The sequence below is a fragment of the Pararhizobium sp. P1_E7 genome, assembly GCF_056405855.1.
The window spans coordinates 20566-37782 of sequence record NZ_JBFUBH010000003.1; the positions used below are offsets into that span (position 1 = coordinate 20566).

Sequence of the window (17217 nt, forward strand, 5' to 3'; positions counted from 1 at the left end):
ATTACCACCCGGTGATAATCTCTATTCAACTCCAGGTTTTGGATTCCATTGACGTTTTCGGGGCAGAGGCAAAGCATGACGGAAATATCGATTGCACCTGCTGCAAAAGGCCAGTCCAAGGTCTGGACCAGGTCATTGAGGTCGCTGCTGGGCCTTGCGATGGCAGCCCTGTTGATCGCCGTTTCGGGCACGCTGGTCGGTTTCGGCTACGTGCGGGCGCGCGATGCGGCCATCGTCAATGCCGAGGTCGAAATGCGTGCCTTTTCCGATCGTCTGATCGATCGTCTGGGCATTCTTTCCGGGCGCACGACGGCGCTGGTGGGGTTCACGGCCTCGATCGCCAATTCCATTCTTGTGCCGCCGCCGGAGCGCATGAGCGACAAGATCAAGCTGCTGCGTGAGATCATCGCCCAATCCTCCAATCTGGACGGCATTTTTGCCGGCTATCCGGACGGAGCTTTCATTCAGGCTGTCGACCTCAGAGCGCCGGCGTGGCGCGCGGCTCTCGATGCGCCGGAAATGGCGGCGATGGCGGTTCGCTCGATGCAAATGGAGCCGGCGGGCGAGCCAAGCAACCGCCTGATCTTCCTCGACAAGGACGGTAATCAGATATTGGAGCGGCGTCTCCTGCCTACCGGGTTCGATCCGAGGAAGCGTCCCTGGTATCAGGCTGCGGTCAACGGCACGATGCCGGCAGCGATCGGGCCTTATACGATGGCGACGACCGGCGCTCTTGGCATAAGCATCTCGCAGGCTCACCGCGGCAATGGCGGTATCGTCATCGGCGCGGATATCGACCTTGGTACGATCACCGAATTCATGGCGCGTGAACGTCTGACCCCGGAAACGGTCGCCTTCGTGATGGACGCGGCCGGAAAACCGATCATGCATTCCGATGGCCGGCTGATGGCAGATATGGCAGTGCTGAAGGAAAAAGGCGAACTGGATGTTTCAAGATCTGTCGATCCGTTGCTCGCCGGCATCAAGGCCAACCTGCCAATGGACAATGGCGTGAGTTTCGCCGATATCGGCGGGCGCACCTACGTCATCATGGCGTCCTCGGTGACGTCGGTTCTCCTGCTTTCCGGACATCGCACCGTGGTGGCTGCACCTCTGGACGAGCTGACGGCAACGGCAAATCGCAACCTTTATCAGGGGCTCGCCATTGCAGGCGCCATCGTCATCTTCGGGCTGCTTGCCGCATTGTTCATGGCGCGGCTGGTCACGCAGTCACTTGGCCAGTTGACTGCCAGCGCAAACCGGCTGCAGGATCTCGACTTTACCGCGCCGAGCCAGGTCGCCTCGCACGTCACCGAGATATCGACGCTCGGGCGGGCGATGAACCGCGCGCGCGATGCAATCTTCACTTTTGCGCTCTACGTGCCGAAGGAACTGGTGCGCAAGGGCATTGAATCTGGTCAGTTTGCGGGCAGAGGCGCGCGCCGGCAGGAGGTGACGGCGTGGTTTACCGATATCTACGACTTCACCACGCTGAGCGAGCAGCGCACGCCGGAGGAAGTTGTTGCGCTGTTGTCCGACTATTTCGACATCTTCAACGACACCGTCAGCGCCCATGGCGGCGAGATCATCCAGTTTCTCGGAGACTCGGTGTTTGCCATGTGGAACGCGCCGGTGGCAGACGAACACCATGCGGAAAATGCCTGCCGCTGTGCGCTTGCGGTCGAAAGAAAACTTCAAGTGTTCAATGCCGATCTGAAGGCGCGGGGCCTGCCGGAATTGCGCACCCGGTTCGGCATCCATACCGGCGCGGCGGTTGTCGGCAGCGTCGGGGCAAGGGAGCGGCTGCAATATACGGCGATGGGCGACACCGTGAACGTTGCCTCGCGCCTCGAAGGTATCAACAAGGTCTATGGCACGGCGATCATGGCGAGCAGCGCGGTGGTCGCATTGTGCGGCGACGCGATCATCTTTCACCCGCTCGGCCAGGCGCAGGTCAAGGGCAGGGCGACCGCGCTGGAACTCTACGAGGTTATCGGCGAGAAGACCAACTGAACCGAAACCGTGGTTTCTGTGGAGCGGACCTGACGCCCGGTCGCCTGGTGGCGGTGTTCGCGCCAGAGATCGGCCCGCAACGCAAAAGTCCGCGCACCTGCCGATGCGCGGACCCTGTCGAAGATGACTGCACCAGACCGGTCAGGCCGGCAGCTGGAAGTAGGCGTTTGCGGCCAGAACGACGGCAAGGCCGGCGGCGAGTGCCATGTAGGGCAGGATACCGGCTTTCTTGACGCCCAGATCCTGGCCGACGAGGCCAAGGTCTTCCATCGCGCCTGCCGGGAACTTGCCGCCGTCACGCACATAGTGACGATAGGCAAAGACCGGCAGGATGAGAGCGGCGAAGATGAAGCCGATCCAGAGCGCGTTGGAGTAGCCCCAGACCTTGGCGCCGGCGCCGAGGAACAGCGCGTTGACGAAGGCAAGAACCGTATTGAGGCCGATCAGCCAGGTCGGGGCTTTCCAGGGGCGCTGGACGTGGCTTGAGTCCATGCGATGGATCCAGCCGGCATTGAGGTTGAGGAAGTTGAAGATGATGTAGCCGACATTGGATACGGCCAGCACGAAGAAGTAGCCGGCCACGTCGGAGGCGATGGCGAGCAGGATGAGGTTGAAGGCGAAGTCGGTCCACATGGCGCGGGTCGGAGCGCCGTGCTCGTTGACGTGATCGAGATACTTCGGCAGCCAGCCGTCCTTCGAGCCCTGGTAGAGGGTACGCGACGAACCGGCCATTGCAGTCATGATGGCGAGGAACAGCGCCATGATCATCAGGATGACGAGGATCTGCGTGATGATCCTGCCGCCATGAACGAGGCTTGCCAAGGCTTCCGCAACGCCGGTGCCATCGACGATACCGGGTGCGAGCATGCCCGCATGGCCGAGAACGCCCTGGAAGGTGAAGGGAATGAGGAAGAAGAACAGGCAGCAAAGCAGGCCGGAATAGAAGATCGCCTTGAACGTATCGGTCTTCGGGTTCTTCAGTTCGCGGGTGTAGCAGACAGCCGTCTCGAACCCGTAGGTCGACCAGGCGGCGATATAGAGACCGCCGAGAAACAGCGTCCAGCCGCCATTGCTCCAGAGGCCGTCGACACCGGAGTAACCAGCTGTCGGCGGCACGAGGCTGGTGACATTGGCGCTGTCGATCTGGCCGGAGAAGATCGGGTAGAGACCGATAATCAGGAGCGGCAACAGGACGATGATGGCGAGCCATTTCTGCACGCTCGCCGTGCCCTGAATGCCACGATGCTGGATCGCGAAGATGATCAGCATCAGGATGCCGCCGATGAAGAAAGTGGCGTTCAGGTTTGCCGTTGCAAGAAACGGAATGTCGAAAGTGATCAGCGACCAGCTGCGGATCGCCGGGGTGAGGGCGGCGATGGCATCGGTCGAAAGCAGCGCGGAGATGCCGTCCTGTGACGTCTTGCCGGCATTGGCGGCGAGCCATTCGGCCACGCGCGGGCTATCGGCCGTCAGCGTTGCCATATTGGCATTGATCCACTCCATCACGGCCGGGGAGTCGGCACCGGGAATGGGGAACAGGGCGTTGAGGATATAGCCTGCGGCGATGGCGCAGCCGAGCGACAGCACCGGCGACCAGGCGAACCAGTTGCACCACACCGACAGGGGCGCGATGAATTTCGAATAACGCAGCCAGGCGGTTGCGCCATAGATCGATGCGCCGCCCGATTTGTTGCCGAACATGCCGGCGATTTCGGCATAGGTAAAGGATTGCAGGAACCCCATGACCATGGAAATGATCCAGACCACGAAGGCGAGCTTGCCTGTCGTGCCTGCGATGCCGCCGATGGAGAAGAGCACCAGCGGCGGTACGCCGGCGGCGACCCAAAATGCCCCTTTCCAGTCCAACGCGCGAATCAGCCCGGTGCCTGAGGCAGCGGCCGATCCCTCGGTCTCAACGATTGATGCCATAAACAGTCTCCTCGACCAGTTTTGTCTTGAAGCGCGTTTCCGCGCATCCCCTTTATGATGGTTATCGCTGCGGTATCTTCGCTGGATGGCGCCTGCGTTTTCGCAGTGTCGCCATCTGTTCCCGTTTCAATTTCGCGACCGCAACTTATCTTCATAGTGAATTTTTTTTCTTCTGGGTCAAGTCTCTCTTTACTTTCGGCCGCCTCCCATAGGATAGTTTGGCCATATTGCCGGTGCATAAAGCGGAGCTTGTAGACCGCCACACCGGCTGTGCCCTCGGATGGGAGCTGAGATGACCGATTCCGGACGATTTGCAGGCACATTGATGCCGCCGCGGCCGAGCACGATTCTGCGGCCGGGCATTCCGGTTCTGCCGGCCGGCGTCGAGCGCTACCGCGTCAAGGGGCGCGGAACGACGGTCGTCAAGGTGATGGCGGGCGACCGGATCGCCATCAAGGATGTCGAAGGCGGACAGCTTGGCGAAGTCAGCTTTATCGATGCCGGGGGCCGGTTCAACGCGGCCGGTCTTGGGGTCAGCTTTTCGCGACCCGCCTATGGGCTTCAGGAAATTCTTGCCCGCGACGAAGACAGCGCGCGGCGAACGCTGAGCGCTCTGAAACGGAGAAACGTCAATCCCGCCGGGGCGCAGGCGCTGGTCCTGTTCGGCGAAAGCTCGCCGCCGGGGGCTGCGGCCGAATTGACGATTGCGCTCGACGGACTGCTGATTGTCGCGGCGCCGGCGCCGCCGATGGATGCGGAGGAACAGAACACCGCGACTGCGCTCGAACTGCGCGTGACCCGCTGCAGGATCGAGCGCACGTATGAAGAAATGCTGCCGGAGCCGCTGGCCGATCCGGTGCAGGATCTGCGTATTCAGGCGGCGAGGGCTTCGGCCTATTTCGTGCGGGCCGGCGAGTTCATTCAGGTCATCGATGTCTCCGGCCGGCAATGCACCGATTTTCAGGCTTTTTCGGCCCGCAAGGTCGACAAGGGGCTGGATCTGGCGCTGGATGCGACGGTGACGAGGACCTTGCTCGGGCGTAGCTATCCGACGCCCGGCCTGCCGTCGAAGGCGTTCGACCGGGATTTCGAGCCGCTGGTGGAGATCGTGCAGGATACGGTCGGGCGCCATGATGCGTTCGCCACCGCCTGCAATTCGCGCTATTACGACGACATGGGCTATCCAGGCCATGTCAATTGTACCGACAATTTCAACCATGCGCTGGCGCCATATGGCATTGCACCGCGCAAGGGCTGGGAAGCGCTCAACTATTTCTACAACACCAATGTCGATCACCATAACCAGCTCTATCTCGACGAGCCCTGGTCGCGCCCGGGCGATTATGTGCTGATGCGGGCGCTGACCGATCTGGTCTGCGTGTCCTCTTCATGCCCCGACGATATCGATGCCGCCAATGCATGGAACCCGACCGACATTCATGTCCGCACCTATTCGGACAAAGAGAAATTCTCGCGCGCCGTCGCCATCCGAATGACCCCCGATGCAGAGCCCGAAATGACCCAGGAAACCGCGTTCCACCCCCGCTTCTCAGGCCTGACCCGCAATCACACCGAGTATCGCGGCTACTGGCTGCCGAACCGCTTCAACAATGAAGGGCCGATCGAGGAATACTGGGCCTGCCGGGAGAAGGCCGTGGTCATGGACCTGTCTCCGCTCAGGAAATTCGAGGTGACCGGGCCGGATGCGGAGGCGCTGCTGCAATATTGCGTCACCCGCGATATCCGCAAGCTTTCGCCGGGGCAGGTGGTCTATACGGCCATGTGCTACGAGAACGGCGGCATGATCGATGACGGCACGGTGTTCCGTCTTGGGGACAACAATTTCCGCTGGATCGGCGGCGATGACGTCAGCGGTATCTGGCTGCGCGAGCAGGCCGAGAAAATGGGCTACAAGGCCTGGGTGCGCTCATCCACCGACCAGATGCACAATCTGGCCGTCCAGGGGCCGAACAGCCGCGAGATCATCAAGGAGATCATCTGGACTGCACCGTCGCAGCCATCGATCGGCGAGCTTGAATGGTTCCGCTTTGCCGTCGGCCGTATCGGCCATTTCGAAGGTGCGCCGGTCGTCGTCTCGCGCACCGGCTATACCGGCGAACTCGGCTACGAAATCTTCTGTCATCCGAAGGACGCGCTTGCCGTGTTCGATGCCGTCTGGGAGGCGGGCCAGAAGCATGGGTTGAAGCCGATGGGGCTGGAAGCGCTCGACATGGTGCGCATCGAGGCAGGCCTCGTCTTTGCCCATTATGATTTCTCCGACCAGACCGACCCCTTCGAAGCCGGCATCGGCTTTACCGTGCCGCTGAAGTCGAAGACCGAGGATTTCATCGGCCGCGAGTCGCTGATCAAGCGCAAGGAAAACCCGCGCTACAAGCTGGTCGGGCTCGATATCGACGCCAATGACGCCGTTGGCCACGGTGATACCGTGCATATCGGCCGCGCCCAGGTCGGTGTCGTCACCAGTTCGACGCGCTCGCCGCTCCTGAAGAAGACGATCGCGCTGGCGCGGATGGATGTGCTGCATTCGGAGGTCGGCACCGAAGTCGAGATCGGCAAGCTCGATGGCCAGCAGAAGCGGCTGCCGGCGAGGATCGTGCCGTTTGCGCATTACGATCCGCAGAAGCTGAAGCCGCGGTCATAACGTTGATAGGCCGGGCGCTGTAGGCCTGTCGCAGAGAACACCTTGGAGTTTCAGCAGGCTACTCAGGCACGACGCCCCTTGCCCTTGCAAGGCGTTCGRCATTCTCGAAAACCTCGTCGATGCTCTGCCTGCCGGTGCCGCTGGGCCGTGAGCCGGCAACGATCTGGCGCAACTCTTCGATCGTCAATTCCTGATCCCGGCGGGATCGATCGCGGCGGACGAGATCGCGCACATAGTCGCTGGTGCTCGCATATTCGCCCTTACTGATCTGGGCTTCGATCCATTCTTTCATGGGATCGGGCAGGGATATCGTCATCGTTGCCATGCGGAATACTCCTTTCGGGCATCCTGTCATGGATAAGAACAAATCACAAAAATGCTTATTGCGCGTTATGCAGCCGTCAGCCCGATTTACCCTGCGCAGTCGCAATCTGCCGTGCGACGGCTTCGGAATCGTTGGCTAGCGTGCGCATTTCCGAGGCGAGGACGGCGAAGCCGGCGCCGGCTGTTCCGGCACGTGCCGCCTCGATGCCGGCGTTGACGGCGAGCAGTTTCAGGTAGCGTAGGGAATGGAGGATCTCTGCGGTACGCGAGGCTGTCGCGCGCATGTCGGCGGTTTGTTCGTCGATGCGCTGGTAGAGGGATTCGATGTTGACGATGCTGCCTTCAAGATAAAGCAGTTCGCCATTCTCGTCCCAGACGCCGCCGCCCGTTTCCGTGACCCAGATGAGATGACCGCTATTGTGGCGGATGCGGTATTCGAGCGTCCAGTCGGTGCGGCTTTCCAGCGCCTTGCCGACCACGGCGTCCATCGCAGGCACATCTTCCTCGCACATGATCGAGGTGAAGGTGCGCACACGGTTGCCGACGATCTCGTACACGGGATAGCCAAAGATCCGCTGGATGCCATCGGTCATCTCCAGCATCGTATAATGCTCGTCGGCCCGGCACCGGTAGAGAAACCCGTTCATGCGGCCGAGAACGCTGCTCAGAAAGTCCATGGCTAATCCGGTCATGGCTGGAGGGTGGGCAAAAAGACGAATGAATTTATCTTGGAATATTTCGGCAATCTGAAATCGTTGCGCCGAAGGCCGTCACATGGGCCTTCGGCTGTATTATCGGCAAAGCGCGATCAGTTCTTCAGGTAGACTTCCAGCGTATCATCCATCGCCTCCAGCCAGGGCGTGTGATGCTTGGGCGCCATCGTGCCGGTCATCAGCGATTTGTAGGCATTGTCACGGAAGCCCATGATGTTTTCGGCCTTGTGGTGCTCCCATTCCATGAAGGTCTTGTTGGTGCCCTTGACGTCGAACTTCGGATAGTCGGTGTGCTCCAAAAGCTCGATGACGTAATCGCCCTGGAACCAGATCATCTGCTCGGCATCTTCAAGCGTTTCCTCGCGGGCGCGCCAGGTGTCGAAATGCGCCTTCATTTCTTCCTTCGAGGGCAGCTTGATCCGGTCCATGATCACGTCGCGGGCGAACCAGGCCTGGGCGTCGAACATGTTGAAGGTGTAGAACTGGTCCTGCATGCCGATATACATCAGTTGCGGATTGTCCTCGTAGACGACGCCCTTGTAGAGGTTGTCGGACCAGAGGCGGTTGGCCGTCTTCAGGCGCAGGTCGTCGGGCAGGAACGGGAAGTGGTGGAGATAGCCGGTGCACAGGATCAGCGCATCGACTTCCTTGGTCGAACCGTCGGCGAAATGGGCGGTCTTGTTGACCAGTTTCTGCAACAGAGGCCGCTCCTCGAAGCGCTCCGGCCATTTGAAGCCCATCGGCTTGGAGCGGTAGCTGGTGGTCACGGATTTGGCGCCGTATTTCCAGCATTGCGAGCCGATGTCCTCGGCCGAATAGCTGCGGCCGACGATCAGCACGTCCTTGTCCTTGAATTCCAGCGCATCGCGGAAATCATGGGCATGCAGGACGCGGCCGCCAAAGGTTTTCACGCCTTCGAAATAGGGGACGTTCGGGGTGGAGAAATGGCCGGAGGCGACGACGACATAGTCGAAGATTTCGTCATACATGACGTCGTTGACGCGGTCGTGGGCGGTGACCGTGAAGGTCTTTGATTCCTCGTCGAACCGGACCATGCGCACCGGTGTCGAGAAGCGCACCCATTTGCGCACGTCGGCCTTTTCGACCCGGCCCTTGATGTAGTCCCACAGCACGGCGCGAGGCGGGTAGGAGCCGATCGGCTTGCCGAAATGTTCCTCGAAGGAATAGTCGGCGAATTCCAGGCATTCCTTCGGGCCGTTCGACCAGAGGTAGCGATACATGCTGCCGTGGACGGGCTCGCCATATTCATCAAGCCCGGTGCGCCACGTGTAATTCCACAGACCACCCCAGTCGGCCTGTTTCTCAAAGCAGACCACTTCGGGGATATCAGCGCCCTTCTGGGCGGCGGACTGGAAGGCTCTTAGCTGAGCAAGGCCCGAGGGCCCTGCGCCGATCACGGCTACTCTGGTCATGTCTGTCAGTTCCCTTTTTATGTCGTTGTCAGTGTTCTCGGTCGTTGCCGATCGTCTAGCTTCAAGGACTGCCCCTCACCCTCATCCCGCATGCGGGGAGAGGGGACGGCGGAGTTTGCCGCTTGTGCCTTCTGCCCGTTTACGGGGAGAAGGTGCCCGCCATTCGCCTTGACGGAGAAGGGGCGGATGAGGGGCAGTCGTGTCTCAATCCGGATAGATCCCCGCGCTCGTCGGTGCTCCGTCGTCGTATTTGGCCAGCCAGTCGATCATGATCGGCCGGTTGCGGGTCAGGCCCTTGTAGTCGGCGATTTCCGGCGGCAGGCTTTTGAGCACACGCGGCAGGCGCCGGCCCCATTTGGGAACGGTTACCAGTTCGTCGAGGCTGATCAGGTAGCAGCGGATGACGAAAAGGATGGCGTTGGAGCGCGGCAGGCGCCACAGGCTCTGCAGTTCGACGCGCAGATGCATCTTTTCGCCGACATTCTCCGGTGTCACCGTCGTGCGGTCCGGACCCCATTTGTGGTAGTTTTCCGGCGAGGTATCGAGCCTCGGATTGACGGTCATCGTCCAGTTGAGGCGGCGCGTCGGCTTGCCCTGCTGCAGGTTCAGGAGGAATTTCAGCGCCCGGTCGAACACGCCGATCTGGTGGGCGAGCGGCACCGGGCCGTGCCATTCCATAAAATTCATGCCGATGTCGAAATCGAGCGACCAATCGGCCTGGGTGGTGACCATGCCGGCATCCATCCAGAGATTGTTGTCGCGCTGATCGACGATGCAGAAATCGCCCTGGGCCTGCCTGGTGATATATTCCATCGGCGGATAGGGCAGAGTGGAGGGATCGCCGAAGGTGAAGGTGTCGTCGATGCCCATCGGCCGGTTGATCCAGCGCCAGCGGTCGCCGTCTTTTGTCAGCGTGAAGTGCTCGGGATAATCCTGCGCCTGATGCTCCATCAGGAGTTCCAGCGTGTCCCATTGCGCCGCCATCATGTGCGGCAGGGCCTGGCAGCGCAGCGGATCCTCCTTCAGCACCAGCGCCCGGTCGTGCATCTCGGCGACATAGTGCTCATCGACATCGATCAGGTTTTCAAAAACGCTGTCCGCCTTGCCCCGGATATGCGGCTCCATGTTGACCGAGTACATGTACTCGTCGCGATCGAAGGGGAAGGGAAACCGCCTGATATTGTAAAGGCTGTTGCGGAAGGTGAAGTCGTCGCGGAACGTTTCGCTCTTGAACGTGATGGTCATCTGTCCGGCCCTCCGGTGCTAAAGTTGAAGAACGAGTTGCTGGCCCTTGAAGCGTGACACACAGATCATGACTTTCTTGCCGGACGCCTTTTCCTCGTCCGACAGGTAGATGTCGTTGTGCTCAAGCGTACCGTCGCAGGACGACACTTCGGTTTCGCACTGGCCGCAGGCGCCGCCGCGGCACATGTAGGGGGCGTCGCAGCCATGGGCCTCGGCTGCTTCCAGGATGCTCTGATGCTCGCCGACGGTCATGTGGATGTTAGATTTTTCGAGAAAGACCTGGAACGGCAGGCCGGCGGGCGGCGCAAGGAAACGTTCGGAATGCAGGTTTTCCTTCGGCCAGCCGGCCTTGAGCGCTGTCATCAGCACGCCGTCGATCATGCCGGCCGGGCCGCAGACGTAGAGATGCGTACCGAGCGGTTGGTTTTCGGCGATCTCGGCAACGGGAATGTAGGTTTTTTCCTCGTCGACATAGATCTTGATGCGGCGCGGGCCGTAGCGGTCGAGCAGCTGCTGCCAGTAAGCGCCGTGCGAGCGCGAGCGGATGGCATAGTGCAGTTCGAAGGCGATGTTATCACGGCTGAACTGTTCCATCATGGCGATGAACGGGGTGATGCCGATGCCGCCTGCAAACAGGATGTGCTTGCGGCCGCGATGATCCGGCGCGAACAGATTGACCGGCTGGCTGACGGTCAGCTGATCGCCGGGCCGCACCTGTTCGTGCATGAATATCGAGCCGCCGCGGGAATTGGGAACCCTCAGCACGCTGATTTCATAGGCGCTGTTGTCGTCGGGATTGGACATCAGCGAATAGGGATTGCGGCGCAGCAGGCCGTTGTCGTTCATCGAGACGACGACATGGGCGCCACCGGAAAAGAACGGCATGGGATGGCCGTCCATCCGCTCGAAGCGGAAGCGTTTGACCAGATCGGTCACCTGCGTCACCGCCGCGACCCGGACAGGCATGTCGGTATTGAGGCTCACGGGAACATCTCCTCAGGGGCAGGCGCAGTACCCGGTTCTTCTGCATCGATATTGACGCCCTGGAAGGCGCCGAGGCGTCTGGAATAGTGATCCCGCACCAAAAGCGGCAGGCCGCAGTGGGAACAGGCAAAGGGGCTCGTCGTCACATTGTCGGTGATGCCCTTGCAGTGCACGCATTGCACGCGCCGTGCCGTCGAGCCGCGATGCTCGGTGTGGATCGAGTTGAAATCGATGCCGAATTCCAGCGCAACCTGCATGATCTGGCCGATGAAGCCTTCCGTGCCGGCGATATAGAGCCGCGTTCCCATCCGCGCCTGCTCAAGACAGGCGCGAAGGCGAAACAAAAGCGGCTGAAGCGTCGGCGCCTGCCAGAAGATATCCGGCGACAGCGCCAAAAGCACGGCGTCATAGGCTTTGGGGGCAGCACCGGCGGCAAGATAGAGGATTTCCGATCTTGCAAGGAAATCGCTGCCCTTGGCTTCCACCTGATCGGTAAGGGCTGCTGCCCCTTCGCCCTCAAGGACGAAGAGGTGACGTTTCGCGTGGGGATCGATGTCGAGCCCCTTATATTCCGGCCTGCTTTTGATCCCTTGTACGAGCATGCCGTCAGCCCTGCGCCGTCCGTTTCGTTTTCTTCGGATCGTCGAAGGTGATCGTATGGGCGATCGCCGGCGCGTTGATGGTCTTGCCCTTTACTTCGAGCTTGGTGCCCTGAACGGCATAGGGAACATCGACGCGCATGATCGCCATCGAGCGATTGGTGAGCTTGGAATAGGAGGGGCAGGTGATGACGCCGACCTTTTTGTCGCCGGCCCACACTTCGTCGCCAAGGTCCGTCGGACCGTCTGCATCGACCAGGAGGCCGAAGATCTTGAAGCGTTCCTTGCCCTTCAGGCGGGCATGTTCTTCGGCGCCGCGGAAGCCGGTCTTGCCGGGGCTGACGGTAAAATCGAGGCCGAGTTCCCACAGGCTGTCGCCGGGCTGCTCGTTGGCAAACGGGTACATCTGCGAATTGTCGTAGGGGTAGAACAAAAGGTAGCTTTCGACGCGCAGCATATCCAGGACGCTGAAGCAGACGGGGATGATGCCCATCGCCTTGCCTTCATCGACGATGCGGTCCCAGACCATGCCGGCATCCTGGCCGCGCACGAAGATTTCGTAGCCGCGCTCGCCGGTATAGCCGGTGCGCGAGATCATCACCGGTGCGCCGAACAGTGTCGTCTGCATGTGATGGAAATATTTCAGATCGCGGATGCCGGGCACATATTTTTCGAGGTAGTCGACGGCAAGCGGCCCCTGCAGCGACAGGTCGTGCAGGTCGTCATCGAACAGCACGGCGCAATTGCGGCCCTGCGCCTGCTTGACGATTTCCTCGAAGCCCGAGCCCGAGCCGTGCACCAGCATCCAGGAGTTCGGGCCTGTGCGATAGACGATGCAGTCGTCGGTGAAATGGCCGCGATCATTGAGCATGCAGGCATAGACGGACTTGCCGGGATAGACCTTGGTCATGTCGCGCGTGGTGATATATTCCAGAACGGCGATCGCGTGCGGGCCGACGAGGTGGACCTTCTTCAGGCCGGAGACATCCATGATGCCGGCCTTGGTGCGCACGGCGATATGCTCTTCGTAGATGTCCTTGTCGTAGGTCCAGGCGGTTCCCATGCCGCTCCAGTCCTCAAGGTTGGATCCCAATGCCCGATGTCTGTCGCCCAAGGCGGAAAAACGCCAGCTAAGTGCCATGTTATGTTCCCTTATTTATTTCACTCTGTGGAAATAATTATTCCTGAGTATATTCGCGTTTTTGGGAACGGCAAGCCCGCGATTTGGATTTCTCGCCGGAAATTGCGGTGTCGCGAACGGCGAGTGTCCTGCCGCTTCTGCACTCCGGCGGACCGCGCAGCAGACATTCAACGCGGGGCAGGCGGCATTTTCAAGCGGTAAAATGTTGGAGAATATCCGAAAACGAAAATGCCCGGAGCAAAGGTCCGGGCATCGGGGGCGCTTGAAGAACAGGGGAATCAGGCGAGCAAGCCTTCTTCCTTTACGGCTGCTGTAAATGAGGCCCAGGCCTTTGCCGCACTGAGAATACCGTCGAGTGCATCGAGGCAATGCTGCAGAGCGCGGCGATAGGTAAGGCCGCGCTTGCCGGGCCAGCGGCGCAGGAACTCGACGGCGTCCCAGGCGGTTGCGATAATGTTTTCGTGGCTCTGTTCGATGACCACCCTGACAGGGGTTGGAAAGCGTTTGTAACTCAACGTCGTCCTCATGCTGCTTCTTGAAATTGCAGCACGGTAACGTCTGGTTTCCGGGAAGGTTCCAGCGTTGATGTCGTTTCGGAATCTGCTTGAAAAACGATGTTCGGAAGAACGGGGTACGCAGCCTAAAGCCTGAAAGCCTCCCTAAGGTCGCTGCCCCTGTTTTCGCGCATGTCGAGGTCGGCTTCGATATGGTCGATGTGGTGCACAATCAGTTGGCAGGCGTGCTCGATATCCTTGCGTTCGATCGCCGTGACGATGTCCTGATGTTCCTGATGGCCGCAGCTTGAAGTAGCCGACTGCCCATAGAGCGCAATGACCAGAGAAGAGCGGGCGACGAGTTCGTCCATGAAGCGCTGCATGACGGCATTACCGGTCATCGAGGCGAGCATCAGGTGAAAATCGCCCGACGCCTTGATCTCGGCGCGCCGCGCCGTCTGGCCGCGTTCGTTGATCAGGCGGCCTTCTTCCATCAGCAGTTGCCTCAGGTGCTGGAGATGCGACGGGTCTATATGCTTGGCGGCTTCGCGCAGAATGCCGGGCTCGATCATCCGGCGGGTGGCAAAGATCTGGCGTGCTTCCTCAGGCGAGGGGTAGGCGACGAAAGCGCCGCGGTTCTTCTCGACATTGACGAGGCCCTCATACGACAGTGCCTGCAGGGCGCCACGGACCAGCGTGCGGCTGACGTTGAACAAGGCGCCGACATCGGCTTCCGAAAGCTTGGTGCCGGGCGCAAGCCGGCGATCGACGATCGCATCGCGGATGGTATCGCGGATATAGTGCGTACTGACGTCGATCTGGTTTTCGGCGGGCGTTGCTGTGGTTTCCATCAAGTCTCGTTCCGGGTTCTTGGCGCTTATCCTACCGTTCTTTCCGGGCGAAGTTAACCCGAATTTGTCGGCTTGCGATTGGTGAAATTGTACACAATCAATTGATGGTATTGCAGACGAACGGCTATATTTTGAGCAATTCTCACGCTGTTCGAAATTGCAACCAGTATCTGGCCGAGGAAAATTTTAGTGAGTTTTCAATTGTTTGCTTTCGGTTGGTCCATCTGGCACGCTTGATGCATCGTTCTTCCCGTCACAGGGGAGACAAGATGTCCAAAGCGGCAGAAATCGATATCATATCCGTTTCCAAGGTCTATGGCAGCACCACTGCTGTCCATTCCATCAGCTTGAAGATACCCTCTGGCAGCTATTGCTGCTTCCTTGGGCCGTCCGGCTGCGGCAAGACCTCGACGCTCCGGATGATCGCCGGCCACGAGAGCATTTCCTCGGGCGATATCCGGCTGGGCAACATTGTCGTCACCGATTTTCCGCCGGCCAAGCGCGGCACGGCGATGATGTTTCAATCCTATGCGCTGTTTCCGCATCTCGATCTCATCGACAATGTTGCCTTCAGCCTGAAGATGAAGGGCGTCGATAAGGAAGAGCGCCGGGGCAAGGCGCTTGAGATGCTGAAGCTGATGCAGATGGAGCCCTACGCCAACCGGCGCCCGGCCCAGCTTTCCGGTGGCCAGCAGCAGCGCGTGGCGCTTGCCCGGGCCCTCATCACCGATCCGGAAGCGCTGCTGCTCGACGAGCCCTTGTCGGCGCTCGATCCGTTTTTGAAAATCCGCATGCGCGCCGAGTTGAAGAAGCTGCAGAAAAGCCTCGGCATCACCTTCGTGCATGTCACCCATAGCCAGGAAGAGGCGATGGCGCTGGCCGATATCATCGTCATCATGAACGATGGCCGGATCGAGCAGGCGGCCCATCCGCGCGAAGTGTTCGAACGTCCGGCCACCGCCTTCGTCGCCCGGTTCATGGGCGATCACAATGTCCTCACCGGCCGGGTCGTTGAAAGCGGCGAGGGCAAGGTGACGCTGGAGGTCGCAGAAGGCCAGGCATTCACCGTCGCCGGTCCGGCGCAGCAGCCGGGCGCGCCGATCGATATCGGCGTGCGCACCGATCGTGTCCGGCTTTCAGCGCCAGCGGAGAAAACGCTCGGCTTCAACGGCATCGTCACCAATGTCGAATACCGCGGCGCCTCCGTGAAGATCACCGTCGCGGGTGCCGGCAGCGACGATTTCACCGTTATCGCCACCGATGCCGACTATTTCGAGAAACCCGTCTCGGTCGGCGATGCGGTGCCGCTCAGCTGGGGCCTCGAGGATGCCGTCCTGCTTGGCCGCATCGCTGCCTGATCCTTTCCATCACAAAAACCATCACCATCACAAAAAGAGGGAACTGACATGACCACTGACACCAAGACCCCCAAGGGAATTTCAAGGCGCGGCCTGTTGAAGACCGGTGCCGCCGCGACCGGCGCCGTGATCGGCTCCGGCCTGATCACCGGCTTTCCGACCATCTGGGCGCAGAACCCGATCACGCTGCGCCAGTTCGGCACCGGCGTATCGAACATCAATGCCATCGCCGAGAAGTGCAAAGCCGACCTCGGCATCACGCTTGAAATGACGGCGAYGGATAGTGACGCGGCCGCCCAGCGCGCCGTCACCCAGCCGGATAGCTATGACATCGCCGACATCGAATACTGGATCCTGAAAAAGGTCTTCCCGGCCGGCGTCATCCAGCCGATGGATATCAAGAAGCTGAAATACTACGACAAGATCGTGCCGCTGTTCAAAACCGGCAAGCTGAAGCCCGACAGCGTCATTGCGCAGGGTACAGCGCCACATACGGTCGGCTATGTCGAGGCGCCCGGCGACAAGACCTTCGCCAAAGGCGAAACCCAGTTCTTCACCATGGTTCCGACCATCTACAACGCCGATACGCTCGGCATCCGCCCCGACCTCGTCGGCCGCGATATCACCTCCTGGGCCGATATCATGGACCCTGCCTTCAAGGGCAAGGCCTCGATCCTCAATATCCCGTCGATCGGCATCATGGATGCGGCGATGATCATGGAGGCCCTCGGCAACATCAAATACGCCGACAAGGGGAACATGACCAAGGAAGAGATCGACGCGACGATCGACTTCCTGATCAAGGCCAAGCAGGACGGCCAGTTCCGCGCTTTCTGGAAGTCGTTCGACGAGTCGGTCAACCTGATGGCATCGGGCGAAGTGGTCATCCAGTCGATGTGGTCGCCGGCCGTCGCTGCCGTCCGCTCGAAGGGCATTGCCTGCAAATACCAGCCGCTCAAGGAAGGCTACCGCTCGTGGGGTGGCGGCCTCGGTCTTGCTGCCCATCTCGAAGGCGCGCAGCTCGATGCGGCCTATGAATACATCAACTGGTACACATCCGGCTGGGTCGGCGGCTACCTCAATCGTCAGGGCTACTACTCCGCCGCGATGGACACCGCCAAGGACTTCATGTCGGCCGACGAATGGGGCTACTGGATCGAAGGCAAGCCCGCAACGGGCGACATCATGTCCCCCGAAGGCAAGGTCATGGAGAAGGCCGGCGCGGTTCGCGACGGCGGCTCGTTCGAAGAGCGCATGGGCAAGGTCGCCTGCTGGAACTCGGTCATGGACGAGGACCGCTACATGGTGAAGCGCTGGAACGAATTCATCGCTGCGTAAGGAAAATGCCCCTCACCCTAGCCCTCTCCCCGCATGCGGGGAGAGGGGACTACGGAGTTTGCGGCAGAAGGTGCCCGGCAGGGCGGATGAGGGGCCTTTCGCCCGCATATTGAATGCAGTTCGACGGAACCGG

14 protein-coding genes are annotated in these 17217 nt (G+C 60.4%); 4 read left to right on the forward strand and 10 right to left on the reverse strand.

Features of this window, described 5'->3' with window-relative positions:
- Positions 1–75: 75 nt before the first annotated feature.
- Entirely contained in the window at positions 76–2013 is a 1938-nt protein-coding gene (locus AC1D17_RS04810; RefSeq protein WP_477564285.1) for an adenylate/guanylate cyclase domain-containing protein, read from the forward strand.
- 141 nt (positions 2014–2154) lie between these two features.
- Here the strand turns inward: AC1D17_RS04810 and AC1D17_RS04815 are convergent, their stop codons facing one another.
- On the reverse strand, positions 2155–3942 hold the full coding sequence (locus AC1D17_RS04815) for an APC family permease (RefSeq protein WP_477564286.1): 1788 nt from the start codon (positions 3940–3942) through the stop codon (positions 2155–2157).
- 292 nt (positions 3943–4234) lie between these two features.
- On the opposite strand from AC1D17_RS04815, the gene AC1D17_RS04820 reads away from it, so the two are divergent.
- Positions 4235–6604, forward strand: coding sequence for a DUF1989 domain-containing protein (locus AC1D17_RS04820; protein ID WP_477564287.1), 2370 nt, complete (start codon positions 4235–4237; stop codon positions 6602–6604).
- Positions 6605–6662: 58 nt separating this feature from the next.
- Here AC1D17_RS04820 and AC1D17_RS04825 read toward each other — a convergent pair whose 3' ends face one another.
- The 9 genes from AC1D17_RS04825 to AC1D17_RS04865 form a co-directional block, all read right to left on the reverse strand.
- The gene (locus AC1D17_RS04825; RefSeq protein ID WP_477564288.1) at positions 6663–6929 is read right to left on the reverse strand and encodes a type II toxin-antitoxin system ParD family antitoxin; all 267 of its coding nucleotides are present in this window, start codon (positions 6927–6929) and stop codon (positions 6663–6665) included.
- Between the two features lie 76 nt (positions 6930–7005).
- Positions 7006–7605, reverse strand: a complete 600-nt coding sequence (locus AC1D17_RS04830; RefSeq protein WP_477564289.1) for a PAS domain-containing protein — start codon at positions 7603–7605, stop codon at positions 7006–7008.
- 131 nt (positions 7606–7736) lie between these two features.
- The gene (locus tag AC1D17_RS04835) at positions 7737–9074 is read right to left on the reverse strand and encodes an NAD(P)-binding domain-containing protein (protein ID WP_477564290.1); all 1338 of its coding nucleotides are present in this window, start codon (positions 9072–9074) and stop codon (positions 7737–7739) included.
- Between the two features lie 204 nt (positions 9075–9278).
- Complete coding sequence (locus AC1D17_RS04840; RefSeq protein WP_477564291.1) at positions 9279–10319, reverse strand: heme-dependent oxidative N-demethylase family protein; 1041 nt, start codon at positions 10317–10319, stop codon at positions 9279–9281.
- An 18-nt stretch (positions 10320–10337) separates the two neighbouring features.
- A complete protein-coding gene (locus AC1D17_RS04845; RefSeq protein WP_477564292.1) occupies positions 10338–11303 on the reverse strand; it encodes a PDR/VanB family oxidoreductase in 966 nt (321 codons plus the stop codon).
- Positions 11300–11905 carry a dimethylamine monooxygenase subunit DmmA family protein gene (locus AC1D17_RS04850; RefSeq protein WP_477564293.1) on the reverse strand — a complete coding sequence of 202 codons (606 nt, stop codon included), beginning with the start codon at positions 11903–11905 and terminating at the stop codon, positions 11300–11302. Before AC1D17_RS04850 ends, AC1D17_RS04845 begins: the two co-directional genes overlap by 4 nt.
- A 4-nt stretch (positions 11906–11909) precedes the next feature.
- On the reverse strand, positions 11910–13043 hold the full coding sequence (locus AC1D17_RS04855) for an aminomethyl transferase family protein (protein ID WP_477564294.1): 1134 nt from the start codon (positions 13041–13043) through the stop codon (positions 11910–11912).
- Positions 13044–13321: 278 nt separating this feature from the next.
- Positions 13322–13570 (reverse strand): DUF982 domain-containing protein, encoded by a 249-nt coding sequence (locus tag AC1D17_RS04860; RefSeq protein WP_477564295.1) that lies wholly within the window; start codon positions 13568–13570, stop codon positions 13322–13324.
- A 113-nt stretch (positions 13571–13683) separates the two neighbouring features.
- Positions 13684–14388 (reverse strand): GntR family transcriptional regulator, encoded by a 705-nt coding sequence (locus AC1D17_RS04865; protein ID WP_477564296.1) that lies wholly within the window; start codon positions 14386–14388, stop codon positions 13684–13686.
- Between the two features lie 269 nt (positions 14389–14657).
- Here AC1D17_RS04865 and AC1D17_RS04870 point away from each other — a divergent pair, with 269 nt between their 5' ends.
- Together AC1D17_RS04870 and AC1D17_RS04875 are read left to right on the forward strand one after the other, a co-directional pair.
- The gene (locus tag AC1D17_RS04870; RefSeq protein WP_477564297.1) at positions 14658–15746 is read left to right on the forward strand and encodes an ABC transporter ATP-binding protein; all 1089 of its coding nucleotides are present in this window, start codon (positions 14658–14660) and stop codon (positions 15744–15746) included.
- 48 nt (positions 15747–15794) lie between these two features.
- A complete protein-coding gene (locus tag AC1D17_RS04875) occupies positions 15795–17084 on the forward strand; it encodes an ABC transporter substrate-binding protein (protein ID WP_477564298.1) in 1290 nt (429 codons plus the stop codon).
- The last annotated feature ends 133 nt before the right edge of the window (positions 17085–17217 follow it).